We start from the raw sequence: 23,840 nt of genomic DNA on the forward strand, positions 1-23,840 counted from the left end.
CGCTGTAAACGCCCGAGCGGTCATCCGCTCGTCGGATCGGGGCGACGATGATCGTCGGTCCCAAAGGAAAAACGCCCGGAGTCGTCTCCGGGCGTCAAAAAGCCTGCTGTCAGCTCAGTAGAGCCCGCCGGTGCCGGAACCAACGGCACGGCCGCCGCCTCCCGGCCCGACAGAGAGCGGCGCGCTGCCGTCGCCGGCGGCGCCGATCACCGAATAGCTGTCCGGCGGCGCCGTGCCCGGCTTGAAGGCTTCGAGGATACCGCCCTCGCCGCCGGCGCGCATGCCGGTGCGGGGATCGACGCGGATCAGCTTGATGCCGGCCGGAACACGGAACGGCGTCGCCGGCTTGTCCTTCAGCGCCGCGGTCATGAAGTCGCGGAAGATCGGCGCGGCATACTGGCCGGCGGTCGCGGAGGTGCCCAGCGACTTCGGCTTGTCGAAGCCCATATAGACGCCGACGGCGAGGTCGGGCGAGAAGCCGACGAACCAGACGTCCTTGGCATCGTTCGTCGTGCCGGTCTTGCCGGCGAGCGGCTTGCCGACGGCCTTGACCACCGTCGCCGTGCCGGCGTTGACCACGCCCTCGAGAATCGAGACCATCTGGTAGGCGGTCAGCGGGTCGAGGACCTGCTCGCGGTTGTCGACCAGGCGCGGCTCGGGCTGGTTGGCCCATTTCTCGGCGTTGCAGCCCTCGCAGACTCGCTGGTCGTGCCGGAAGATCGTCGAGCCCGAGCGGTCCTGGATGCGGTCGATCAGGGTCGGCCGGATTCGCTTGCCGCCATTGACCAGCATCGAATAGCCCGCGGTCATCCGCATCACGGTCGTCTCGCCGGCGCCGAGCGACATCGACAGCACCGGCTGCAGATCGTCATAGACGCCGAAGCGGCGTGCATATTCGGCGATCAGCGGCATGCCGACATCCTTGGCGAGCCGCACCGTCATCAGGTTCTTCGAGAACTGGATGCCGTAGCGCAGCGTGCGCGGCCCGGTCGATTTGCCGTCGTAGTTCTCCGGGCGCCACATGCCGAGCCCGGCCCCCTGATCGATCTCGATCGGCGCATCCAGGATGATGCTGGACGGGGTGTAGCCGTTGTCGAGGGCAGTCGCATAGACGAAGGGCTTGAAGGAGGAGCCGGGCTGGCGCAGCGCCTGCGTCGCGCGGTTGAACTCCGACTGATCGTGGCTGAAGCCGCCGACCATCGCGAGCACGCGGCCCGAGAACGGGTCCATCGCGACGATGGCGCCGTTGACCTCCGGCAATTGCCGCAGCCGCGCATAACCCGGCCGGCTCTCCATCGGCTCGACATAGACGACATCGCCGACGGAAACGACCTGCGAGATGCGGCCGCGGCGGGTCCATTTGATGCCGTCGGCGGCGAGCGTCAGGATCTGGCGCTCCTTGTTGAGATGACCGGCAGTATCGCGCAGCGGATGCAGGCCGAGCTTGGCGCTGTCGCCGTTGACGTCGAGCACCACCGCGAGCCGCCATGGCGCGACATCGCCCAGCACCGGCAGTTCGCCGACCACCGCACCCCAGTCCTTGCCGCCAAGGTCGATCTTCTGGATGGCGCCGCGCCAGCCGCGCGCCTCGTCGAAGCGCACGAGGCCGTCGACCAGCGCCTTGCGGGCCATCAACTGGGTCTTCGGGTCGACGGTGGCGCGGACGGAAAGGCCGCCTTCGAGCAGCTTCTTCTCGCCATAGCGGTCCTGCAATTCGCGCCGGATCTCCTCGGCGAAATAGCCGGCGGCGATGTTGTTGGGCGAAACCGTGCGCGGATTGACGCCCAGCGGCTGCTTCTTCGCCTCCTCGCCCGCCTCGCGCTTGGCATAGCCGTTCTCGACCATGCGATCGATGACGTAGTTGCGGCGTTCGATCGCGCGGTCGCGATTGCGGAAGGGATGCAGGTCGCTCGGCGCCTTCGGCAGCGCTGCAAGGTAAGCGGCCTCCTGCAGGTTCAGCTCATGCACCGACTTGCCGAAATAGTTCAGCGCCGCGGCGGCGATGCCATAGCTGCCCTGCCCCGGCGCCGGCGCGCCGAGATAGATCTCGTTCAGGTAGAGCTCGAGGATCTTGTCCTTCGAATAGGTCGATTCGAGCTTCAGAGCGACCAGCGCCTCGCGGATCTTGCGCTCGATCGACTGCTCGGGGCTGAGGAAGAAGTTCTTCGCGACCTGCTGGGTGATCGTCGAGGCACCCTGCGGCCGGCGATTCGCGCCGCGGTTGCGGAAGTTCGAGATCGCGGCACGAACCAGGCCTTCCGGATCGACACCGATATGCTTGTAGAAATTCTTGTCCTCGGCCGAGAGATAGGCGTCGATGAGCAGCTTCGGCACGGCCTGGATCGGCAGATAGAGGCGTCGCTCACGCGCATATTCGGCGATCAGGCTGCCGTCGCCAGCATGGACGCGGGTCATCACCGGCGGCTCGTAGTTCCTAAGCTGGGCATAGTCAGGCAGATCCTGCGAGTAATGCCAGATCAATCCGCCGGCGATGGCGGCGCCGATCACGAAAGCGATCGCACCGGCGGCGAACAACCATCCGAAGATTCGCAGAATGAACCGCATCTCAGGCCCTGGACCCCGTAATTCTCACCGGCGGGCGCCAGATCGGGGCGCTTCGCAAATCAAAGCTATAACATGACGGAGATGGCGGAACCGTGGCTTCGCGACCACATTCCGCACCATCTCACACCGTCCTTACGAGGAACGAAGCGACGCTGTCATCCCGTGCGCGCTGCGGCATGAAATGCCGCTGCGCCGACACGGGACCGCGTGCCGCTTCGTACCCCGCCCCTCCTCGTCACCCGAAAAGGCGCCCCTTCCGGTTGACGGTCCCGTGTCTGCGCAGCGGCACTGCGCGCCGCAGCGCGCACGGGATGACAACCCGCTTTGCCGGGCATCGACGCTCCTAGTTCCGGTTCTCGGCCGCCTTGCCGACGGAAGCCCGCTCGCGGGCGAAATAATCCTCGATCGCAGAAGAAACGGCCGTCACCGCCTTGCCTCGCCATTCCGGCGAATTGAGCAGTTCGGCATCCTTCGGGCTCGACATGTAGCCGAGCTCGATCAGCACCGACGGCACATCCGGCGCGCTCAGCACCCAGAACCGCGCCGAGCGCAGCGGGACCTTGTGCATCTTGATCGAACCGCCGAGCTTCTCGACCAGATTGCGCGCGAAGACACCGGTGAAGGTCCGCGTCTCGCGCCGGGCGAGATCCAGCAGGATGCCGGCGACATCCTGCAGTTCCTCGCTGGTTTCCAGTCCTGCGGCGGCATCCGCCTCGTTCTCCTTGGCCGCGAGCCGGGCGGCCTCGGCGTCCGTCGCCCGCTCCGAGCGGGTATAGACGGTGGCGCCGCGGACCTCCTGGGCCTGGGTCAGCGAATCGGCATGGATCGAGATGAACAGGTCGGCCTGCTCGCCGCGCCCGATCTGCACGCGATCGCCGAGCGAGACGAAACGGTCGTCGTCGCGGGTCATGACGACGCGATAGCGGCCACTGGCCTCGAGCTGCTCCTTGAGTGCCTTGCCGAAGGCGAGAACCACGACCTTCTCGGCGATGGCAGCGACGGTCGCACCCGGATCGATACCGCCATGGCCGGGGTCGATCACGATGGTGCGGCGCGTCTCGCCGGCAGCCTTTGCGGGCGCCGTAGCAGGAGCCACAGACCCCGGCCTGCGCACCTTCTCGGCCTCGGCCAGGAACTCGGCCCGCGCGACCTTCTTCAGTTCGATCGTCAGTTCGCCGAAGCCGCCCCGCACCGTCTTCACCTCGGCCTTCGCGATGACGGCGGGATGCGACAGATCGATGATGATTCGGGCCTTGTCGGCGGTGAACAGGCCATAGCGATAGCCGCTGACGAAGCCGGCGCTGCGCTTCACCGAAGGCCGGATCTGGAAATTGGTCGAAGGCAGCTCGACGATGACCCGGTCCGGAGAGGCCTGCACCCAGGCATCGACCGCGACGGCCGAGGACAGCATCATCGAGAGGCTTACGGTCTCGCCGTTCTGCTCGATACGGGCGTCGGTCGCGACCGGATACTCGCTCTGCGGCCGCGGCTCGGCCTTCGTCTCCGCCCGGGCCGGCGAAAAGCCGGTCGCCAGCAGGCAAGCGACGGCGAGCACGCACCGCAGCGCCCGGGATCGCCACGGCGCATCGCAACGGCTCGAATCGGCGCGGCGGATGCACGAGAACAGGTGAAAGATCCCGCTTATTGTTACGAGGGTTTAACCATAACGGGGCTGAAATCCTAACAGCCCGTTACCATCTCTTCCCGAGACCGTGAACCGCCCTGCCGAGGGCGGCGTGAGATGCACGCGTCATGTGACTTGCAAATCACTATCACCTGTCTGTAATGGAACAGGTTGCTTGTCAGCCTGCCCGAGGGACACATCCGGATCGTGCGATCCGTCGGCGTCCGAAGCAGGCTGGGCTGCCGCTCCTGACCGGAGTGGCGGCAACAAGACGACCGCAACGGATCGTCCGCAGACGGTTGGCATCGGGATTGCGTGTTTTCTGCGCCCTGCCCTGTCTTGCGAGCGTGCAAACGCGATGCGCCTGGCCGCCCGGCCGGAGCATCGCAGGTCAGGACAGATGACGGGGCATAAGACGCCGCTAGCACCATCGGTGAACCGTCCGAACCTGCGGAACCGCGCGGGGCTTTGCGCCCGGGTTGCTGTTCCGAGCCGCCTTCCTGTCTCGACCGCTTCCTTCTCCCTCCTGCAACATGCCGGCTCATCCCGGTCTTTTCGCGGCGCCCCTGCCCGCGGCGGCGGACTAGCATCCGTAGCCGCGCAGCCCTGGTCGGCGGCCGCGCCAATGGAAACGACTTATGGCCAACAAGATGCTTATCGATGCCACCCACCCGGAGGAGACCCGGGTCGTGGTGGTCCGCGGGTCCCGCGTCGAAGAGTTTGATTTCGAATCCGCCAGCCGCAAGCCGCTGCGCGGCAATATCTATCTCGCCAAGGTGACGCGGGTGGAGCCTTCGCTCCAGGCCGCCTTCGTCGAGTATGGCGGCAACCGCCACGGCTTCCTCGCCTTCTCCGAGATCCATCCCGACTATTACCAGATCCCGGTCGCCGACCGGCAGGCGCTGCTCGACGACGAAGCCCGTGCCGAGCGTGACGAGGAGCGCGACGAGGAGAAGCGCGAGAAGCGCGGCCGCCGCGACCGTGGCCGCCGCGGCGATCGCGACAACCGCGCCAAGAAGGCTGCCGCCGACGAGACCGTCTCCGCCGAGGTCGAGGCCACCGGCGATGACGTCCAGGTCGAGACCGACGGCAAGGAAGCCGCCATGGTCAACGAGGGCGCGCCCGCTTTCGGTGAGTATTTCGCCCCGGATGTCGCCGAATCGACCACCGAGGACGCCGCTGCGAACGCTGCGCCGCTGACCTTCGAGACCGTCTCCGTCGAAGCGACCGAGGTTTCGGTCGAAGCGCCGGAGGGCTCGGACACCGAGGCCCGCAAGCCGTCCGAGGACGATGGCGACGACGAGAACGGCAACGAGGAGACCGAAGAGGCTCCAGAGCAGCTCGGCGGCGGTGACGCCCTCGACGACATGCCGGAGCGGCGCCAGCGCAGCCACCGCCGCCAGTACAAGATCCAGGAGGTGATCAAGCGCCGCCAGATCATCCTGGTCCAGGTCGTCAAGGAAGAGCGCGGCAACAAGGGTGCGGCGCTCACCACCTATCTCTCGCTGGCCGGCCGCTACTCGGTGCTGATGCCCAACACCGGCAAGGGCGGCGGCATCTCGCGCAAGATCACCAATGCCGAGGACCGCAAGCGCCTCAAGGAGATCGCGACCGAGCTCGAGGTCCCGGAGGGGATGGGCCTGATCCTGCGCACGGCCGGTGCCTCGCGCACCAAGGTCGAGATTCGGCGCGACTACGAATACCTGATGCGGATGTGGGAGAGCGTGCGCGAGCTGACGCTGGCCTCGGTCGCTCCGGCGCTGGTCTATGAGGAGGGCAACCTCGTCAAGCGCTCGATCCGCGACCTCTACAACAAGGATATCGACGAGGTTCACGTCGCCGGCGAGGAGGCCTATCGCGAGGCCAAGGACTTCATGCGTATGCTCATGCCGAGCCAGGCCAAGAGCGTGAAGGCCTATCGCGAGCAGACCCCGCTCTTCGCGTCCTTCGGCGTCGAAAGCCAGCTCGACGCGATGTTCTCGAACACGGTCACGCTGAAATCCGGCGGCTATATCGTCATCAACCAGACCGAGGCGCTGGTCGCGATCGACATCAACTCGGGCCGCTCGACCCGCGAGCACAATATCGAGGACACCGCCCTCAAGACCAATCTCGAGGCGGCGGAGGAAATCTCCCGCCAGCTGCGCCTGCGCGATCTCGCCGGCCTCATCGTGATCGATTTCATCGACATGGAGGAGAACCGGAACAACCGCGCCGTCGAGAAGAAGCTGAAGGAGTGCCTGAAGGACGACCGCGCCCGCATCCAGGTCGGCCGCATCTCGGCCTTCGGCCTGCTCGAGATGTCGCGGCAGCGCATCCGCACCGGCGTGCTCGAATCATCCTCGGTGCCCTGCCCGCATTGCGCCGGCGCCGGCATGATCCGCTCGACCTCTTCCGTCGCGCTGCAGATCCTGCGCGCGCTGGAGGAGACGCTGATCAAGAGCGCCGCTCACAACCTCACCGTCCGGACCCGTCCCGAGGTGGCGCTCTATGTGCTGAACCAGAAGCGCGCCCATCTCGCCGATCTCGAGACCCGTTTCGCCATCGCAATCACGATCTCGACCGACGCGAACCTGCTGGGCACGCGCTATTTCGAGGTCGAGCGCGGCGAGTTCGTCGGCAATGAGGGGCGCGTCATCCCGACCAGCTTCAAGGCCGAGGCGATCGCGTCGGATGTCGACGACGAGGCGCTCGACGCCGCCGCGGAAGCGGCCGCCCTCGACGCCGAGACCGGCGGCACCGAGACCGCCGCCGCCGAGGCCCAGGACCAGTCCGAGCGTGGCGAGGGCGAGAATGGCCGTCGCCGCCGCCGCCGCCGTCGCCGCCGGCGTGGCGGCGAGCGTGACGAGCAGGGCCAGCAGCTCGACGGCGCGCAGGCTGACGACGAAGGCGACGAGGGCGAGGAAGACGGCGACGACGCTGCCATCCCGGCCACAGCCGAGCCGGTTGCCGAAGCCGCGGCCGAAGTCGCCCCGGAACCGGTCGTCGAGGAGCCGACGGCCGAGCCCGCCAAGCCGAAGCGCAGCCGCGCCCGCAAGCCGAAGGCCGAGGCCGCCAAGGAGACCGAGGCCAAGGCCGAGACCGTCGCCGCCGAAACTGCTCCCGCCGAGGCCGAGAAGCCCAAGCGCAGCCGCTCGCGCAAGAAGGTCGTGCCGATCACCGAGGGGGGCGAAGCCGCTGCGGAAGCTGCTCCGGCTCCTGTCGAGACCAAGGCCGAGTTGCCGGTCGCTGCTCCCGAGACCGCGGCGGCCCCGGCCGAGCCCGCTCCGGCGCCGGCGCCGGAACCCGCTCCCGCGCGCGCGCCTGCCGAGGAGCCCGTCGCGGTCGTGCTGACCGAGCCGGACCCGGACCGGCCGAAGCGTGGCGGCTGGTGGAACAGGCTCGCCGGCCGCTCCTGATCGCAGCGCCAGAACCGCATGAATGAAAAAGCCCGCTGCGTTGCGCAGCGGGCTTTTTCTTTTCACGGGTTCGGCAAATCCCCTCAGCCCGCCGCCGGCACCAGCGGGCTTGGCGGCGGAACGGTCGCGATCGCCGCAGCGGCATGGCCCTGCGCGCCGCCCTCGCCGCCGCGCACGGTCACGGCATTCGAGGCGAAGGGCACGCGAGCCTCGTTCAGGGCGCGGTAGACCCGCTTCAGCGCCTCGCGCTGAATCATCGAGGCCTGGTTCGGCTTGCTCGTGAATTTCAACCGGATGACGATGGCGCTGTCGGCGATCTCCGCGACGCCCTGCATCTTCAGCGGGGCGATGAATTGCGGCCCGAATTCTGGGTCCTCCAGCAGCGCGATCCCGGTCTTCTTGATCGCCTTCCGCGCCAGCTCGATATCGGCGGAATGGTCGAGACGGACGTTGAACTTCACCGTCGCCCAGTCACGGCTGGAATTGGTCAGCGACTGAACCTGGCCGAAGGGCACGGTATGGATCTGTCCGCTCTGATGGCGCAATTGCATCGAGCGCAGCGAAATCTTCTCGACCGTGCCCTTGAGCCGGCCGGTATCGACATATTCGCCGACGCGGAACGCATCCTCCAGCATGAAGAACACGCCGGAGACGATGTCCCGCACCAGCGCCTGCGATCCGAAGGAGATGGCGAGGCCGAGAATGCCGAAGCCGGCAAGCAGCGGCCCGATATCGACGCCCAGCCGCGACAACACGATCAGCACGGTGAGGCCGAGCACCGCGCCGAGCACGACACCGCGCAGTACCGGCAACACGGTGGCCAGCCGCGTCGGCACGCCGGCTTCATGAACGGCGTCCTCGTCGGCCGGCCCGATCGTGGCGCGCTTCGGTGTGTAGGCTTCGAAGAAGGCATGCAGGAAGACGAGCGCCACCCAGCCGACGAAGGCGAAGATCGCGACGCCGGCCGTCTGGCGCATCACGGCGGCGAACTGCGCCGAACTGACGCCGAGCAGCAAGCCGGCCCAGAGGCGCGACAGCACGAAGAAGCCGGCGGCCCATAGCACGCCGACAGCCGCCGCACGCAAGGCGGCGCCTCCGGCGCGCCGCATCGGGGTTACGCCATGCTCAGCCTCGTGCCGCATCGCATGGCACCGGAGCAGGCTGGCAACGCCGACGGCAAGGATCGGGATGATGACGATGGCCACCTGCGTCAGGGCCGAGGCCTCGGCCCAGCGTCCGCCATTCGACATCATGGCGGCAGCGCTGCTGACCATCCACAAAAGGACCGTGGTCCCGATATAGAACCAGGCCGTTCCACTCGCGATCAGCCGCCGGATCGGGCCCGGCTCGGACGAACCCGACAGGACCAGCGCTTCCAGATCGTGCCGTCCGTCATGGAACCACCAGATCTTGAACAGCGTGATGAGGATTCCGGTCAGCGCGATCAGCCCCGTCACGGGCCGCGGGCCGGCGCTGACATGGTGGGCGAGCAGGATGCCGGTCACGATCAGCGGCGTCAGGATCGCGTAGGCGACCAGCCTGCGGAAATGCACCTCGGCGCGCGGCAGCGGCATGATCCGTCGATCCGGCGCGTGTGGCGAGACGAGGAAGCGGCCGATGGCGATGTAAATGGCGCCGATCGCTGCGCCATTGGCGCCCGTCGTGAGGGCGATATTGGCGAGATCATGTTCCGGCAGCCAGGCGTTGCGGGCGACGCGCGCCACGGCCAGGGCGAGCAGGACCGTCGCGACATCCTGGAGCAGCAGCCAGGACGAGGCGATCAGGCGCGGCGTGAATTCAGGCCCCGCAGGCTGCATCCTGCGCGCGAACCAGCGGGCAGAGGCGATCCGGAAGGCGAAAGCGGCCGCGAGCGCAAGGCAGATGATCCCGACGAGGCGCCAACCGGCGGTCGTGCCTTCGCGGCCATTGAGATTGCGCAGCCAGGCACGCCCCCAGCTGTCCGGCAGTTCGCTGATCGCGGGGATCGAGGTGCCGCCATATTCGACGCCGTCGATGAAACGGTCGGCGAGGGCACTAACCTCGGCTTGGAAGCCCGCTTCATCGGCCATCGAAGGGGCTGGCGCAGGTTGAGCGGCGGCGGGCTTTGCGTTGCCGGCGGGCTCGGCAGGCGGTGCTGCAACGGGCGCGACCGCGGCGGCGGCGCCGACCCGGATCTCGACCTGCCGCCCCGGAGCGGACAGGGCATCGACCATCTTGCGGATCGTCTCGGGTGTCTCGTCGCCGCGCAGGTTGAGAACGACCGAGGATTGGCCCTGAGCCGCAGCAGGCGTGGTCGACCCCAGGAACACGAAAGCAAGCGCCAGCCAGCCGAGAAGAACGGCCCATCGGATAACGCTTCGCCGCGGGACGGATGCGCCCGGTGCAGCGACGTTCATGACAAGCCTCCACGCTATCCCACGGCGGCAGAATGCGAGGCTTCCCTGAAATCTGGCAAGCGGTTTCCGAGGCCGCGCCCGCCGTCGCTCAGCGCTTTTTCATCCAGGTGCCGATCCGCGTCACCGCCTCCTCGCATTCACTGAGCGAACCGGCGAAGGAGAGCCTGATCGTGCGCGCCCCGCGGGCCTCGTCGAAATCGAGCCCGGGCGTGATCGCGACGCCGGCTTCTTCGAGGACGCTGCGGCAGAAGGCCATGGAATCGTTCGAGTGCCGGCCGATGTCGAGATAGATGTAGAAGGCTCCGTCCACGGGCAGGAAATCGCCGAGACCGATCTCCGGCAATGCCTTCAGCAGGAAGCTGCGGTTCGCGGCATAGCCGGCCTTGATCGCCTCGCATTCGGCGGTCGCGTCGAAAGCCGCCTCGCCCGCCACCTGGCTGAGATAGGGCACCGAGATCGAGAAATTCTGCTGCAGCCGTTCGATCGTGCGCACGAGGCGCTGCGGCACCACGAGCCAGCCGACGCGCCAGCCGGTCATGCAATAATACTTGGAGAACGAGTTGACGACGATCGCGTCGGGATCGGCGGCGAGCGCCGTCGTCGCCGGCGTCTCGTAGGTCAACCCGTGATAGATCTCGTCCGAGATGTACCAGAGCCCGAGCTTGCGGCAGCAGGCAGCGACATCGGCGATGGCTTCAGGCGTCATCACCACGCCGGTCGGGTTGGCCGGGCTCATCGTCAGCACGCCAGCCAGCGGTTTTTCGCGATGGGCCCGCTCGATCAGGTCCGGCGTCAGCGCAAAGCGCGTCTCGGGGCCGACCTCGATCGCCACCGGCTCCAGCCCGAGCGCGATCAGGATATTACGATAGGCCGGATAGCCCGGCGCCGTGATCGCGATCCGTGCGCCCGGCTGGAAGCAGGCGAGGAAGGCCAGGATGAAGCCGCCGGACGAACCGGTCGTCACCACGACGCGCTCGGCCGCCACCGCGACGCCATAAGCATCCTGATAGTGGCGCGCGATGCGCTCCCTCAGAGAATCCGTGCCGAGCGCCTGGGTATAGCCGATCCGGCCGTGCTCCAGCGCCCGGCTGGCGGCAGCGCGGATCGAGCCCGGCGTCGGCGCCGAGGGTTGCCCGACCTCCATATGCACGACCGAACCGCCGCGGCGCTCGATGGCTGCCGCCTGGTTCATCACATCCATGACGATGAAGGGAGCGACGCGCTCGGCGCGCTCGGCCAGGGCGGGCAAGGCGGCGGGCACGATCAGAGGCTTCGACATCGGCTTGTCCGGGTTCGCGAGGAGGCGTGATCGCGTAGCCGAGCCGGCCGCGGCCTGCAACCATCGGTCGCGACCACTGGCAGAGCTGTGATTTGACCTTCACCCCGCGAGGACCCACAAGCTCGCGCCCAGACGCATTGCTTCCGCCGGCGTGATCCAGGCCGGCGGCTCTGAAAGGATGACGAGATGGCTTTCCCGACCCTGACCAGCCTGGCACGCGCCTGCCTGCGGCCCGCCGCTCTCGCGCTGAGCCTCTGGCTCGCGGCCTCCGCGGCGCCGGCCATGGCGCAGGGCCAGCCGCTCTCGCCCGAGCAGCGCAAGGCGGTGACCGACCTGATCCGCGAGACGATCCTGAAGAATCCCGAGATCATCCAGGACGCGCTGATCGAGCTGGAGCGGCGCAACACGGTCGCCCAGGCCGATGCCCAGCGCAACGCGGTCGCCGCCGAGAAGGCCCGCATCACCGACCCGGCGACCTCGGTCATCATCGGCAATCCCGAGGGCGACATCACCCTGGTCGAGTTCATGGATTACAATTGCGGCTTCTGCAAAAGGGCGATGGAGGACGTGACGGCGCTCTCCAAGGCCGATCCGAAGCTGCGCGTCGTGCTCAAGGACTTCCCGATCCTCGGCCCTGATTCGGTCGAGGCGAGCCGCGTCGCCGTCGCCGCGAAGAACCAGCTCCAGGGTCCGAAATATTTCGAGTTCCACAACAAGCTGATGGCCGTGAAGGGCAAGGTCAACGCCGCCAAGGCACTCGACGTCGCCAAGGAAGCGGGCGCCGACATCGCCCAGCTGAAGAAGGACATGGAGGCTCCCGCCACCAAGGCCGCGATTGCGGATACCGTCGCGCTCGGCGACCGCCTCGGCCTCACCGGCACGCCAGCCTTCATCATCGGCGACGAGATCGTCTTCGGCGCGGTCGGCCAGGCCGCCCTCAAGGCGAAGATCGATTCCGTGCGGCGCTGCGGCAAGACCGACTGCGCCGGCTGATCGGCCGTCTCTCACGCAATCCGCTGGGCCGGCAGGGTGCTTCAGGCTTCCCCTGCCGGCCCGCAACGTTTATGAGGGCGGCTCCTGCCGCCCGCGCGCGGTGCCGGAATCAACGCCACCTATGGTCGCCGTCCACGTCCTGAACGGACCCAACCTCAACCTGCTCGGAACCCGCGAGCCCGGAACCTATGGCGCGGTCACGCTGGCCGGCGTCGAGGAACGCCTGCGCCGCAAGGCCGAGGCGGCCGGCGTGGAGCTGACCTTCCGCCAGACCAATTTCGAGGGCGAGCTCGTCACCTTCATCCAGCAGGCGGGACTGGCCGGCGCCGGCGTCATCATCAATGCAGGCGCCTATACCCATACGTCGGTGGCCCTGCGCGACGCGATCAAGGGCGTCGATGCGCTGGCGATCGAGGTCCATATTTCCAACGTACATGCGCGCGAGGAATTTCGGCACCATTCCTATATGGCGCCGGTCTGCGTCGGCGTGATCTGCGGCTTCGGCGTCGCGAGCTACGACCTGGCTTTCGACGCGATCGTACCGCTGCTGGAAAAGCGGGCGGCGAAAGCCGCCTGAGCCATTGAACGGGAGCACGGCACGACCGCCGCTCCCATCCGAATATCCGAAGAAGACGGTGATACCCGCCATGGCGACCAAGAGCCCGATCGACCCCGAACTTGTCCGCGAGCTGGCCGAGCTCCTGAACCAGACCGATCTCACCGAGATCGAGGTCGAGAAGGGCGATCTGCGCGTCCGCGTCGCCCGCAACATCACGGCGACGGTCCAGGTCCCGGCCGCCGTCGCCGCTCCCGCGATGGCGATGCCCGCTCCGGTCGCGGCGTCCGCCCCGGCCGAGGCCAGGCCGACCGCCGCCCATCCTGGCGCCGTGCCCTCCCCGATGGTCGGCACTGCCTATCGCCGCCCCTCGCCCGATGCCAAGCCCTTCGTCGAGGTCGGCAGCGTGGTGAAGCAGGGCGAGCGCATCCTCCTCGTCGAGGCGATGAAGACCTTCAACGACATCGTCGCGCCCCGCGCCGGCAAGGTCACGGCCATCATGGTCGAGGACGGCCAGCCGGTGGAATACGGTGAGCCGCTGCTGGTGATCGAGTGAGCGTGGCGCCGCGCGCCGTCGGGTCCGATTTGGGTTTCAAGATGTTCGACAAGATCCTGATCGCCAACCGTGGAGAGATCGCGCTGCGCGTGCTGCGCGCCGCCAAGGAGCTCGGTATCGCCACCGTCGCGGTGCATTCCACGGCCGACGCCAACGCCATGCATGTGCGCCTCGCCGACGAGAGCGTCTGCATCGGCCCGCCGCCGGCCCGCGAGAGCTATCTCAACATCCCCGCCTTGATCGCGGCCTGCGAGATCACCGGGGCCGACGCGGTCCATCCCGGCTACGGCTTCCTCTCGGAGAACGCCCGCTTCGCCGAGATCCTGGAGCAGCACAACATCGCCTTCATCGGCCCCAAGGCCGAGCATATCCGCTCGATGGGCGACAAGATCGAGGCCAAGCGTACCGCCAAGCGCCTCGGCATTCCCTGCGTGCCGGGCTCCGAAGGCGGCGTCGCGGATGACCAGGAGGCGCTGAAGATCATCCGGGAGATCGGCTTTCCCGTGATCATCAAGGCCGCTTCAGGCGGCGGCGGCAAGGGCATGAAGGTCGTCCGCAGCGAGGATGAGCTGTCCGTACTACTCTCCACCGCCCGCAGCGAGGCCAAGGCCAATTTCGGCGACGACGCCGTCTATATCGAGAAATATCTCGAAAAGCCGCGCCATATCGAGATCCAGGTGCTCGGCGACGGTCGCGGCCATGCGATCCATCTCGGCGAACGCGACTGCTCGCTGCAGCGGCGCCACCAGAAGGTCTGGGAGGAAGGCCCCTCGCCCGCCCTCAATGCCGGCGAGCGCGACCGGATCGGCGAGGTCTGCGCCAAGGCGATGCGCGAATTGCAGTATCGCGGCGCCGGCACGATCGAGTTCCTCTACGAGGACGGCGAGTTCTACTTCATCGAGATGAACACCCGCATCCAGGTCGAGCATCCGGTCACCGAGATGATCACCGGGATCGACCTCGTCAACGAGCAGATCCGCATCGCCGCCGGCGCGCCGCTCTCGCTCAAGCAGTCGGACATCGTCATCGAGGGCCACGCCATCGAATGCCGGGTCAATGCCGAGCATCACGCGACCTTCCGCCCCTCGCCCGGCAAGATCGCCTCGTTCCACACCCCGGGCGGCCTCGGCGTGCGCGTCGATTCCGCCGCCTATCAGGGCTACACGATCCCGTCGCATTACGATTCGCTCGTCGGCAAGCTGATCGTCCACGGCCGCAACCGCGACGAATGCCTGATGCGCCTGCGCCGCTCGCTCGACGAGTTCGTCGTCGACGGCGTCGACACGACGCTGCCGCTGTTCCGCACGCTGGTGCGCAACCCGGACATCCTCAACGGCGACTACAACATCCACTGGCTCGAGAAATTCCTCGCCGCCGGCGGCATGGGCGAGCCGGAAGCCTGAGCCTCCGGCAGTCTCCGACATGAAAAAGCCCCTCGCGATGCGAGGGGCTTTTTGCATTGCTGTTCCTTCAAACCTCAAGCGCGGGTCATCCCGGGCGGAGCGAAGCGCAGACCCGGGATCCATGCCGGAGCGCTTCCGTGGGAGGTTCAGGCATGGATCCCGGGTCTCCCTGCGGTCGCCCGGGATGACAGCGCGCTCCTGGAAAGCGCCACGGCGCTTCAGATCGTCTCCAGCAAGCCCTTGATCAGCGCCTGGCGCGGCGCGATCGACGAGATCAGCCCGTATTCCTGCAGCGTATGCGCGCCATCGCCGTCGATGCCGAGCCCGTCGAGCGTCGGCACGCCGAGCGCCGCGGTGAAGTTGCCGTCCGAGCCGCCGCCGGTCATCGGGCAATCCTGCAGGTCGAAGCCGGCATCGGCCGCGACCTTGCGGGCCAGCGCGAACAGCTCCGCCACCGCGGCGGACTTCTCATAGGGCGGGCGGTTCATGCCGCCGGTGATGCGCAGCGCGACATCGGGATCATGCGACTTCAGGCTGAGGATGCGGTTCTCCATCATCGTGCCGTCGGCGAGCGTGGTGACGCGGCAATCGACGCTGAACCAGGCATGCTGCGGGATGACATTGGCCGCCGTGCCGCCGCCGACCAGCGCGACGCTGGTGGTGATGCCGCGCGCATAGTCGGTCATGCCCTCGACGGCGAGGATCTGGTGCGCAGCCTCGCGGATCGCGCTGCGCCCATCGGCATGGCGCGAGCCGGCATGGGCCGGCCGGCCTTCCAGCCTGACATCGAAGCGCCCGACACCCTTGCGCGCGGTCACGATCTTGCCGCCCTCGCGGGCCGGCTCGGTGACGAGCACCGCCTTCGATCCCCGGCCGATCTCCTCGATCAGCCCGCGGCTTGTCGGCGAACCGATCTCCTCGTCGGGCGTGAACAGAAAGACCATCGGCCGCCTGGCCGAGCCGGCAGCCGCGACCTGCTTGAAGCCCTGCAGGGCGAGCCAGGCGCCGCCCTTCATGTCGTAGACGCCTGGGCCGTAGAGCCGGTCGCCATCGACCCTGACCGGCAGTTCCTTGGCGCTGGTGCCGACCGGATGCACGGTATCGAGATGCGACATCACCGCGACGGCGGGCTGGCCGTTGTCGAGGCCGGCACGCAGCACGACCATATCGCCCAGCCCGTCGCGGCCGGGAATGCGCTCGACTGCGATCGGCAGCCCCGCGACATCTTTCTGGACGAGGTCCATCATGCCGTTCACGCCGGCTGGATGGCTGGTGGGACTTTCGAGCGCGACCCAGACGGAGAGCGCGGCGGCGGAATCTTGCTGTTTCATGGGGCGATGTTCACCGAAGAAGCCCTTGCCGCGCAAGGCGGTTCGCATGCGTCTTGTGCAGGCCGGAAACGCAAGCCGAGGTCGCGACCGAGCGGGCGGGCGCGGCCGCAGCGGCAGGCGCAAGCCGCTCCACCCGGCCCCATCGGCCGATGACAGGAGGTTCCCATGGAGGCTTTGCAATCGCCTCTCGCTGCCCGGAGCCGGGAACCCGCGAATTCTCTTGAAGCCGACGAGGGAAGCCCTTTTCCGGTGATCGTTTCGCAGAGACGATGAATTCTGCTCTTGCCAAGCCGGATCGCATTGATTAGACCCCGGCTCACCAACGCGGCGCGGCCCAAAGCGCCCTGTCGTTGGGGGATCGTCTAACGGTAGGACCCCAGACTCTGACTCTGGTTGTCTAGGTTCGAATCCTAGTCCCCCAGCCACTCGCGTGGCTCGGCCAAGCCGAAATCACCATTTGCAAGCGGGTCAACGGGTGCGTTCCAGCGTGCCTCGATCACCGGTCGCAGGACGCGTCCCTTCCGATCATGAGGCCGTCGTCGCGGCCCCCTCCAGGAACACCTCGAGACAAAGCCTTGCATGACGCGCGCGCTCCTCGACCGTCAGCAGCCGGTCGCCCGGAAAGCGCTTGATCAGCACGGAGAAGATCATGTCCATCAGCATCCGCGCCAGCGCATCGGGCGGAAAGGCGCGAAGCCTGCCCTTCGCCTGCTGGGCGACGAGCCAGTCCTCCAGAAGCCGCAGGGCCGGCTCGGAGCCCTCCTGCACGATCATCTCCCCGATCTCGCTGAAACGGTCGGAATCGGCGAGGACGAGCCTGACGAAGGCCAGCCGCTCGCGATTGTCGATCTCGTCGATATCGAGCCGGAAGATCGCAGCCAGCACGTCCGGTAGCGGCAGGTCCTCGTCGGAGTCGCGCGGCAACGCCAGCATCGAGCGCCGGTGATCGGCCACCATCACGCGGAACAGATCGGTCTTGGCCGGAAACAGCCGGTAGAGCGTGCGCTTCGAGACGCCGCAGCGCGCCGCAACCGCGTCCATCGTCGTGGCGCCATAGCCGACATCGAGGAACAGGTCGCGGGCGGATTGCACGATTCGCTGACGCTCTGCTTCGTCGGAGCGCGTCTTGGGGCGCCCGCGCACCCGGATCGGTGCAGATTTTTCGCTCGTTTTTCCGCTTGTCATCATTGCGCCCACCATCGTGCCGCATTCTTGAGTTTGACAGGCTCGGAAATCAAGAGATAAGAAACTCTTCAGTTTCCAAAAAGAGAACCCGCATGCCGGCCAAGCGCGCCCCTTCCTCTTCCCGCCACGCCTTGCCGAGCGCGCTGCTCCTCGCAGCGGTGCTGGCCGCCTGCAATTCCGAGAAGGCGGCAGCGCCCCCGCCGCAGCCGCAGCTCCAGGTCAGCGTCGTCACGCTGCATCCGCAGCCCGTGGCGATCACGGCCGAGCTGCCGGGCCGCGTCTCCGCCAGCCTGATCGCCGAGATCCGGCCGCAGGTGAACGGCATCATCAAGTCGCGGCTGTTCCGCGAGGGCGGCGAGGTCAAGGCCGGCGACGTGCTCTACGAGATCGATCCCGCCCCCTATCAGGCCGCCCTCGACAGCGCCGTCGCCGCCCAGCACAAGGCCGAGGCCGCCGTCACCAATGCGCAGGTGCGGGCCGATCGCTATCGCGAGCTGCTCCAGCGCAATGCCGGCAGCAAGCAGGATGCCGACGACGCTGCCGCGACGCTGGGTCAGGCCCAGGCCGATGTCGCAGCCGCCAAGGCCAATGTCGAGGCGGCCCGGATCAACCTCGCCTATACCAAGGTGACGGCGCCGATCGACGGGCGCATCGACAAGTCGGCATTGACCCAGGGCGCGCTGGTCACCGCCAATCAGGCGGCGGTACTGACCACGATCCGCAAGCTCGACCCGATCAATGTCGACGTCACCCAGTCGAGCACCAACCTGCTGAAATTCCGCAGCGACATCGCCTCGGGCCGGCTGAAATTCACCGGCCCGAATGTCGCGGTGAAGCTCAAGCTCGATACTGGCGACGCCTATGCCCAATCCGGCAAGCTCGAATTCGCCGAGGCGAACATCAACGAGACCACCGGCACCTTCAGTGTCCGCGCCGAGTTCCCCAATCCGGAGCGGCTGCTGTTGCCCGGCATGTTCGTACGGGCGGAAATCCAGGAAGGCATCGCCGAGAACAATTTCCTGCTGCCCCAGCGCGCGGTCGGCCGCAACACCAAGGGCGAGGCGACGGCAAAATTCGTCTCGGCCGAGGGCAAGGTCGAGGAGCGCGTGCTGGTGACCCGCCGCAATATCGGCAACAACTGGCTGGTCGACAGCGGCGTCAAGGACGGCGAGCGCATCATCGTCGAGGGCGGCCAGCTCGTCCGCGCCGGCCAGACCGTGACGGCGAACGAGGTCAGCGTCGACGAGGCCACCGGCGAGCTGAAATCGGCCAATCGCCGGGCTGAAATGCCCGCCACCGGCAACACGGCGAAGAACTGACACCATGTCGCGCTTCTTCATCGAACGGCCGATCTTCGCCTGGGTCGTCGCCATCGTCATCATGCTGGCGGGCTTGCTCGCCCTGCGCTCCCTGCCGATCTCGCAATATCCGCAGATCGCGCCGACGACCGTCCAGATCAGCGCCAACTATCCCGGCGCCGACGCGCAGACCGTCGAGAACTCGGTGACCAAGGTCATCGAGCAGGGCATGACCGGCCTCGACAACCTGCAATACATGACGGCGACCTCGACCTCGACCGGCAACGCCCAGATCACCCTGACCTTCAACAGCCAGGCCGATCCCGACGTCGCGCAGATGCAGGTGCAAAACAAGCTGCAGCTCGTCACCCGGCAGTTGCCCTCGGTGGTGCAGAGCACCGGCATCTCGGTCGCCAAGGCCTCCACCGGCTTCCTGATGGTCGTCGCCTTCGTCTCGAAGGACGGGCGGATGTCGACGACGGACCTCGCCGACTATGTCGACTCGACCCTCAACGACACGCTGAAGCGGGTCGAAGGCGTCGGCACGACCCAGCTCTTCGGCGCCGGCTATGCCATGCGCATCTGGCTCGACCCGGACAAGCTGCGCAAATACGCGCTGATGCCCGCCGACATCGCCGTGGCAATCGAGGCGCAGAACACGCAGGTGTCGGCCGGCCAGCTCGGCGGTCTGCCGCAGGTCAGCGGCCAGCAGCTCAACGCCACCGTGACCGCGCTCTCTCGCCTGCAGACGGTCTCGCAATTCGAGAACATCATCCTCAAGAGCGGCGCCTCCGGCTCGATCGTCCGGCTGAACGATGTCGCCCGCGTCGAACTCGGCGCCAAGAGCTACGACACCGTCTCGCGCTATAACGGCCAGCCGACGACCGGCCTCGCCATCAGCCTTGCGACCGGCGCCAATGCGATCGACACCGCCAAGGCGGTGACCGCGACGATCGAGCGCCTGAAGCAGACCCTGCCGGAAGGCGTCGAGGTCACCTACCCCTACGACACCACGCCCTTCGTGACGCTCTCGATCGAGAAGGTCGTGCACACGCTGTTTGAGGCGATCATCCTCGTCTTCATCGTGATGTACGTCTTCCTGCAGAACCTGCGCGCGACCTTCATCCCGATGCTGGCCGTGCCGGTCGTGCTGCTCGGCACCTTCGGCGTGCTGGCGTTGGCAGGCTACTCGATCAACACGCTGACCATGTTCGCGATGGTGCTCGCCATCGGCCTGCTCGTCGACGACGCCATCGTCGTGGTCGAGAATGTCGAGCGCGTGATGCAGGAGGAGAAGCTCTCGCCCAAGGAAGCGACGATCAAGTCGATGGGCGAGATCACCGGAGCGCTTGTCGGCATCGCCACCGTGCTTTCGGCCGTGTTCGTGCCGATGGCCTTCTTCGGCGGCTCCGTCGGCGTGATCTACCGGCAGTTCTCGGTGACGATCGTGACCGCGATGGCGCTCTCGGTCGTCGTCGCGCTGGTGCTGACGCCTGCGCTGTGCGCCACCCTGCTCAAGCCGGTCGGCGATCATGGCCCGCGCAAGGGCTTCTTCGGCTGGTTCAACCGCAATTTCGAGCGCACCACCAACGGCTACCGCTCCGGCGTCGCCGGGATGATCGGGCGGCCGCTGCGCTTCCTGCTGCTCTTCCTGGTGATCAGCGGCGGCATGGCCTGGCTCTTTGCCCGCATGCCCTCCTCCTTCCTGCCCGACGAGGACCAGGGCATCCTCCTGACCAGCGTGCAGTTGCCCGTCGGCGCCACGCAGGACCGGACGCTGCGCGTGCTCGACCAGGTGCAGAAGCACTATCTCGAAAAGGAGAAGGATCTCGTCGAGGGCGTGCTGACCGTTGCAGGCTTCGGCTTCGGCGGCCAGGGCCAGAATGTCGGCCTCGCCTTCGTCAGGCTGAAACCCTTCGCCGAGCGCGTCGGCAAGCAGGCGACGGCGCAGGCCATCGCCGGCCGCGCCATGGGCGCGTTCCGCTCGATCAAGGACGGCACGGTCTACGCGCTCGCTCCGCCGGCGATCCAGGGCTTCGGCAATACCGCGGGCTTCGACTTCTATCTGCAGGATATCGCCGGCGCCGGCCATTCCCGCCTGATGGAGGTCCGTAACCAGCTTCTCGGCCTTGCCGCCCAGAGCAAGCAGCTCACCGGCACGCGGCCGAACGGCCAGGAGGACACCCCGCAATACGCCGTCGAGGTCGACCAGGAGAAAGCGAGCGCCCTCACCTTGCCGCTCGCCGCGATCAACAACACGCTGTCGACCGCCTGGGGCTCGGCCTATGTCAACGACTTCATCGACCGAGGCCGGGTGAAATCGGTCTATGTCCAGGCCGATGCTCCTTTCCGCATGCAGCCCGGCGATATCGGGCGCTGGTATGTCCGCAACCAGGGCGGCGAGATGGTGCCGTTCTCGGCCTTCTCCTCGGGGCGCTGGACCTACGGCTCGCCGCGGCTGGAGCGCTATAACGGTTCGGCCGCCGTCCAGATGCAGGGCGCAGCCGCAGCCGGCGTCAGCTCCGGCGCGGCGATGGACGAGATCGACCGCCTGATGACGCAGCTGCCGAACGGCTTCAGCCATGAATGGACCGGGCTGTCCTTCCAGGAACGCCTCTCGGGCAGCCAGGCGGTGGCGCTCTACGCCCTCTCGATGCTGGTCGTCTTCCTCTGCCTCGCAGCGCTCTACGAGAGCTGGTCGATCCCCTTCGCGGTCATGCTCTCGGTGCCGATCGGCATCTTCGGCGCCCTGCTCGCGGCGACCATCTTCGGCCAGACCAACGACGTCTATTTCAAGGTCGGCCTGCTGACGACGATCGGCCTCGCGGCCAAGAACGCGATCCTGATCGTCGAGTTCGCGATCGAGCAGGAAGCCAAGGGCAAGGGCCTCGTCGAGGCGACGCTGGAGGCGGCCCGCCAGCGCCTGCGGCCGATCCTGATGACCTCGCTCGCCTTCGTGCTCGGCGTGACGCCTTTGGCCGTTGCCACGGGCGCTGGATCGGGGAGCCAGAACTCGATCGGCATCGGCGTTATGGGCGGCATGATCGCCGCGACCGTGATCGGCGTATTCTTCGTGCCGCTGCTCTATGTCGTCGTGGTGCGCCTCGTCCGGCGCTGGCGGCGCACGGAGCCCGCGGCAGCAACCACTGCCGAATGAATGGCTGGGCGCGGCCGGCAACGGCTGCGCCCTCCCGAGGCAGCTGCCGGAGGCATTCCGCAATTTTTCCGAAACGCGGAATGCCTCCGGCTCTCTATCTTGTCGCATTTTCTCGCGAACCGGTGTCCACTTCGCTCGAAAATGCTCTAAACTGCCGCGATGACTGAATTCCCCCACATCATTCGCTCGCCTCTGTCGCAGTCCTTCACCCATGACGGCCTGACTGTGCGGGTGGAGATCTACAAGATCGAGGGCACCGACGGCTGGACCCTCGAACTCATCGACGAGGATGGCGGTTCGACCGTCTGGCAGGACGCCTTCGCCACCGATGCCGACGCCTTCGCCGAGTTCACCGATGGTGTCGAGCAGCTCGGCCTCGACCGGCTGATCAATCCCGACGACGACGACCTCGCCACCGTGCATTGAGCGGAGGCGCGGCGTTCCATGCGCTACACCGACGAACTCGACGCGCTCCGGGCCGCCCGCGATGCGCTGCGCCGCCGGATCGCGGAGCGCCTCGCATTGGAAGCCGGCGCACCGGCTGAAGGTGCGTCGCTGGAAGTCTGGCTAGCGGCCGCAGACGAGGCGATCGAAACCTGGGAGAGCGAGGGCGAGGAAGCGCAGGATTCGCGCGCCTTCCGCCCGATCGGCCCGCTCCAGGACCTGCTGACGGACCATGCCGCCCTTGTCGAGCGGATCGCCGAGACGCTCGACCGGCGCCTTTCCTAGCCCGATTGCAATTGCTGGATCGTTTTGGCCGGTCCCCTTGTCATTCCGGGGCTTCGCGTAGCGAAGAACCCGGAACCCACGACCGGGTGAGCGGTCTGCAACCCGGCTTCCGATGTCGCACCAAGTCGTGGGTTCCGGGTTCGCGCCTGCGGCGCGCCCCGGAATGACAAGCGTGTGGAAGTCCGGGCAGGGCTACGCCAACCCCAGCATCCGCCGCGCCAGCCCCGGATCGCCGCCGCCGGCGAAGTCGTCGAAGGCGGTCTCGGTCACGCGGATGATGTGGTCGGCGATGAAGCGGGCGCCCTCGCGCGCGCCGTCCTCGGGATGCTTCAGCGCGCATTCCCATTCGAGCACGGCCCAGCCGTCATAGCCGTATTGCGCGAGCTTCGAGAAGATCGCCTTGAAGTCGACCTGTCCGTCGCCGAGCGAGCGGAAGCGCCCGGCCCGCCCGATCCAGGGCGAGAAGCCGGAATAGACGCCCTGCCGCCCGTCCGGCCGAAACTCGGCATCCTTCACATGGAAGGCGCTGATGCGCTCGTGATAGATGTCGATGAAGGCGAGATAGTCGAGCTGCTGCAGCAGGAAATGCGAGGGATCGTAATTGATCCGGCAGCGCCTGTGCCCGCCGAGCCGGTCGAGGAAGAGCTCGAAGGTCGCGCCGTCGAAGACATCCTCGCCCGGATGGATCTCGAAACCGACATCGACGCCCTCCTCCTCATAGGCATCGAGGATCGGCCGCCAGCGCCGCGCCAATTCGCCGAACGCCTCCTCGACGAGCCCTCCCGGCCGCTGCGGCCAGGGATAGAGGAAAGGCCAGGCGAGCGCGCCGGTGAAGCTGACCGAGCCGGCCAGCCCGAGCCGGCGCGAGGCCTTCGCGGCAAGTTTCATCTGCTCCACCGCCCAGGCCTGTCTCTCCTTCGGCTTGCCGCGAACCTCTGCCGGCGCGAAGACATCGAAGGCGGCGTCATAAGCCGGATGGACGGCGACGAGCTGACCCTGCAGATGGGTCGAAAGCTCGGTGATCGCGATCCCGTTCTCGCGGGCCACGCCGGTGATCTCGTCGCAGTAATCCTGAGACGCAGCCGCCTTCTCCAGATCGAAGAAGCGCTGGTCACCGCTGGGCAACTGCACGCCGCGATAGCCGAGACCCGCAGCCCAGGCCGTGATCCCCGCCCAGCTGTCGAACGGCGCCTTGTCGCCGGCGAACTGGGCGAGAAAGATCGCGGGACCCTGCATCGTCGCCGGCATCGGCTGTTCCTCCATAAGACCGGCACAGCTTCGCCCGGGGACCGGCGGTCGTCCAGATCACGGCGCGTCGATCTCCGCCCCACCTTCAAATTAACTTCAGCCTGAATTAGGCTTAAGTTCGG

At 67.1% G+C, this 23,840-nt stretch carries 16 protein-coding genes and 1 tRNA gene; 10 read left to right on the forward strand and 7 right to left on the reverse strand.

Annotation, left to right across the window (positions count from 1 at the left end):
• Nucleotides 1-114 precede the first annotated feature (114 nt).
• Both ACWIEX_RS10865 and ACWIEX_RS10870 read right to left on the reverse strand, forming a co-directional pair.
• Complete coding sequence (locus ACWIEX_RS10865; protein WP_454033045.1) at nt 115-2,565, reverse strand: penicillin-binding protein 1A; 2,451 nt, start codon at nt 2,563-2,565, stop codon at nt 115-117.
• Between the two features lie 343 nt (nt 2,566-2,908).
• Nucleotides 2,909-4,120 carry an N-acetylmuramoyl-L-alanine amidase gene (locus ACWIEX_RS10870; protein WP_454033046.1) on the reverse strand — a complete coding sequence of 404 codons (1,212 nt, stop codon included), beginning with the start codon at nt 4,118-4,120 and terminating at the stop codon, nt 2,909-2,911.
• A gap of 707 nt (nt 4,121-4,827) precedes the next feature.
• Between ACWIEX_RS10870 and ACWIEX_RS10875 the strand changes: the two genes are divergently transcribed.
• On the forward strand, nt 4,828-7,587 hold the full coding sequence (locus tag ACWIEX_RS10875; RefSeq protein ID WP_454033047.1) for an Rne/Rng family ribonuclease: 2,760 nt from the start codon (nt 4,828-4,830) through the stop codon (nt 7,585-7,587).
• An 83-nt stretch (nt 7,588-7,670) separates the two neighbouring features.
• Here the strand turns inward: ACWIEX_RS10875 and ACWIEX_RS10880 are convergent, their stop codons facing one another.
• Both ACWIEX_RS10880 and ACWIEX_RS10885 read right to left on the reverse strand, forming a co-directional pair.
• The gene (locus tag ACWIEX_RS10880; protein WP_454033048.1) at nt 7,671-9,896 is read right to left on the reverse strand and encodes a mechanosensitive ion channel family protein; all 2,226 of its coding nucleotides are present in this window, start codon (nt 9,894-9,896) and stop codon (nt 7,671-7,673) included.
• A 175-nt stretch (nt 9,897-10,071) separates the two neighbouring features.
• Entirely contained in the window at nt 10,072-11,262 is a 1,191-nt protein-coding gene (locus ACWIEX_RS10885; RefSeq protein ID WP_454033049.1) for a pyridoxal phosphate-dependent aminotransferase, read from the reverse strand.
• Nucleotides 11,263-11,448: 186 nt separating this feature from the next.
• On the opposite strand from ACWIEX_RS10885, the gene ACWIEX_RS10890 reads away from it, so the two are divergent.
• From ACWIEX_RS10890 to accC, 4 genes are all read left to right on the forward strand, one after another.
• A complete protein-coding gene (locus ACWIEX_RS10890) occupies nt 11,449-12,255 on the forward strand; it encodes a DsbA family protein (protein WP_454033050.1) in 807 nt (268 codons plus the stop codon).
• Between the two features lie 121 nt (nt 12,256-12,376).
• Nucleotides 12,377-12,832, forward strand: a complete 456-nt coding sequence (gene aroQ / locus ACWIEX_RS10895) for a type II 3-dehydroquinate dehydratase (protein ID WP_454033051.1) — start codon at nt 12,377-12,379, stop codon at nt 12,830-12,832.
• Between the two features lie 70 nt (nt 12,833-12,902).
• Complete coding sequence (accB, locus tag ACWIEX_RS10900; RefSeq protein WP_454033052.1) at nt 12,903-13,367, forward strand: acetyl-CoA carboxylase biotin carboxyl carrier protein; 465 nt, start codon at nt 12,903-12,905, stop codon at nt 13,365-13,367.
• Nucleotides 13,368-13,408: 41 nt separating this feature from the next.
• On the forward strand, nt 13,409-14,770 hold the full coding sequence (gene accC / locus ACWIEX_RS10905; RefSeq protein ID WP_454033053.1) for an acetyl-CoA carboxylase biotin carboxylase subunit: 1,362 nt from the start codon (nt 13,409-13,411) through the stop codon (nt 14,768-14,770).
• Nucleotides 14,771-14,988: 218 nt separating this feature from the next.
• Here accC and ACWIEX_RS10910 read toward each other — a convergent pair whose 3' ends face one another.
• Nucleotides 14,989-16,101: a M20 family metallopeptidase gene (locus ACWIEX_RS10910; RefSeq protein WP_454033054.1), complete on the reverse strand. Its 1,113-nt coding sequence runs from the start codon at nt 16,099-16,101 to the stop codon at nt 14,989-14,991.
• A 351-nt stretch (nt 16,102-16,452) separates the two neighbouring features.
• Here ACWIEX_RS10910 and ACWIEX_RS10915 point away from each other — a divergent pair.
• Nucleotides 16,453-16,526 (forward strand) — tRNA-Gln (locus ACWIEX_RS10915).
• A 100-nt stretch (nt 16,527-16,626) separates the two neighbouring features.
• Here the strand turns inward: ACWIEX_RS10915 and ACWIEX_RS10920 are convergent.
• The gene (locus tag ACWIEX_RS10920) at nt 16,627-17,193 is read right to left on the reverse strand and encodes a TetR/AcrR family transcriptional regulator (RefSeq protein ID WP_454033055.1); all 567 of its coding nucleotides are present in this window, start codon (nt 17,191-17,193) and stop codon (nt 16,627-16,629) included.
• Nucleotides 17,194-17,378: 185 nt separating this feature from the next.
• Here ACWIEX_RS10920 and ACWIEX_RS10925 point away from each other — a divergent pair, with 185 nt between their 5' ends.
• From ACWIEX_RS10925 to ACWIEX_RS10940, 4 genes are all read left to right on the forward strand, one after another.
• Nucleotides 17,379-18,605, forward strand: a complete 1,227-nt coding sequence (locus ACWIEX_RS10925) for an efflux RND transporter periplasmic adaptor subunit (protein ID WP_454033056.1) — start codon at nt 17,379-17,381, stop codon at nt 18,603-18,605.
• A 4-nt stretch (nt 18,606-18,609) separates the two neighbouring features.
• Nucleotides 18,610-21,741, forward strand: a complete 3,132-nt coding sequence (locus tag ACWIEX_RS10930) for an efflux RND transporter permease subunit (RefSeq protein ID WP_454033057.1) — start codon at nt 18,610-18,612, stop codon at nt 21,739-21,741.
• 159 nt (nt 21,742-21,900) lie between these two features.
• Complete coding sequence (locus ACWIEX_RS10935; RefSeq protein WP_091859585.1) at nt 21,901-22,167, forward strand: hypothetical protein; 267 nt, start codon at nt 21,901-21,903, stop codon at nt 22,165-22,167.
• An 18-nt stretch (nt 22,168-22,185) separates the two neighbouring features.
• Complete coding sequence (locus ACWIEX_RS10940) at nt 22,186-22,470, forward strand: hypothetical protein (protein ID WP_454033058.1); 285 nt, start codon at nt 22,186-22,188, stop codon at nt 22,468-22,470.
• Nucleotides 22,471-22,662: 192 nt separating this feature from the next.
• On the opposite strand, the gene ACWIEX_RS10945 is transcribed toward ACWIEX_RS10940, so the two are convergent.
• Nucleotides 22,663-23,718, reverse strand: coding sequence for a sugar phosphate isomerase/epimerase family protein (locus tag ACWIEX_RS10945; protein ID WP_454033059.1), 1,056 nt, complete (start codon nt 23,716-23,718; stop codon nt 22,663-22,665).
• Between the last annotated feature and the right edge of the window lie 122 nt (nt 23,719-23,840).

It is taken from the genome of Allobosea sp. NPDC055353 (assembly GCF_053644975.1).

Bases quoted from the DNA above. Each gene is read 5' to 3' on its own strand.
- accC (WP_454033053.1), top strand. From the start codon at position 13,409: ATGTTCGACAAGATCCTGATCGCCAACCGTGGAGAGATCGCGCTGCGC.
- ACWIEX_RS10885 (WP_454033049.1), bottom strand. From the start codon at position 11,262: ATGTCGAAGCCTCTGATCGTGCCCGCCGCCTTGCCCGCCCTGGCCGAG.
- ACWIEX_RS10925 (WP_454033056.1), top strand. From the start codon at position 17,379: ATGCCGGCCAAGCGCGCCCCTTCCTCTTCCCGCCACGCCTTGCCGAGC.
- aroQ (WP_454033051.1), top strand. From the start codon at position 12,377: ATGGTCGCCGTCCACGTCCTGAACGGACCCAACCTCAACCTGCTCGGA.
- ACWIEX_RS10940 (WP_454033058.1), top strand. From the start codon at position 22,186: ATGCGCTACACCGACGAACTCGACGCGCTCCGGGCCGCCCGCGATGCG.
- accB (WP_454033052.1), top strand. From the start codon at position 12,903: ATGGCGACCAAGAGCCCGATCGACCCCGAACTTGTCCGCGAGCTGGCC.
- ACWIEX_RS10875 (WP_454033047.1), top strand. From the start codon at position 4,828: ATGGCCAACAAGATGCTTATCGATGCCACCCACCCGGAGGAGACCCGG.
- ACWIEX_RS10930 (WP_454033057.1), top strand. From the start codon at position 18,610: ATGTCGCGCTTCTTCATCGAACGGCCGATCTTCGCCTGGGTCGTCGCC.
- ACWIEX_RS10910 (WP_454033054.1), bottom strand. From the start codon at position 16,101: ATGAAACAGCAAGATTCCGCCGCCGCGCTCTCCGTCTGGGTCGCGCTC.
- ACWIEX_RS10935 (WP_091859585.1), top strand. From the start codon at position 21,901: ATGACTGAATTCCCCCACATCATTCGCTCGCCTCTGTCGCAGTCCTTC.
- ACWIEX_RS10890 (WP_454033050.1), top strand. From the start codon at position 11,449: ATGGCTTTCCCGACCCTGACCAGCCTGGCACGCGCCTGCCTGCGGCCC.
- ACWIEX_RS10945 (WP_454033059.1), bottom strand. From the start codon at position 23,718: ATGCCGGCGACGATGCAGGGTCCCGCGATCTTTCTCGCCCAGTTCGCC.
- ACWIEX_RS10865 (WP_454033045.1), bottom strand. From the start codon at position 2,565: ATGCGGTTCATTCTGCGAATCTTCGGATGGTTGTTCGCCGCCGGTGCG.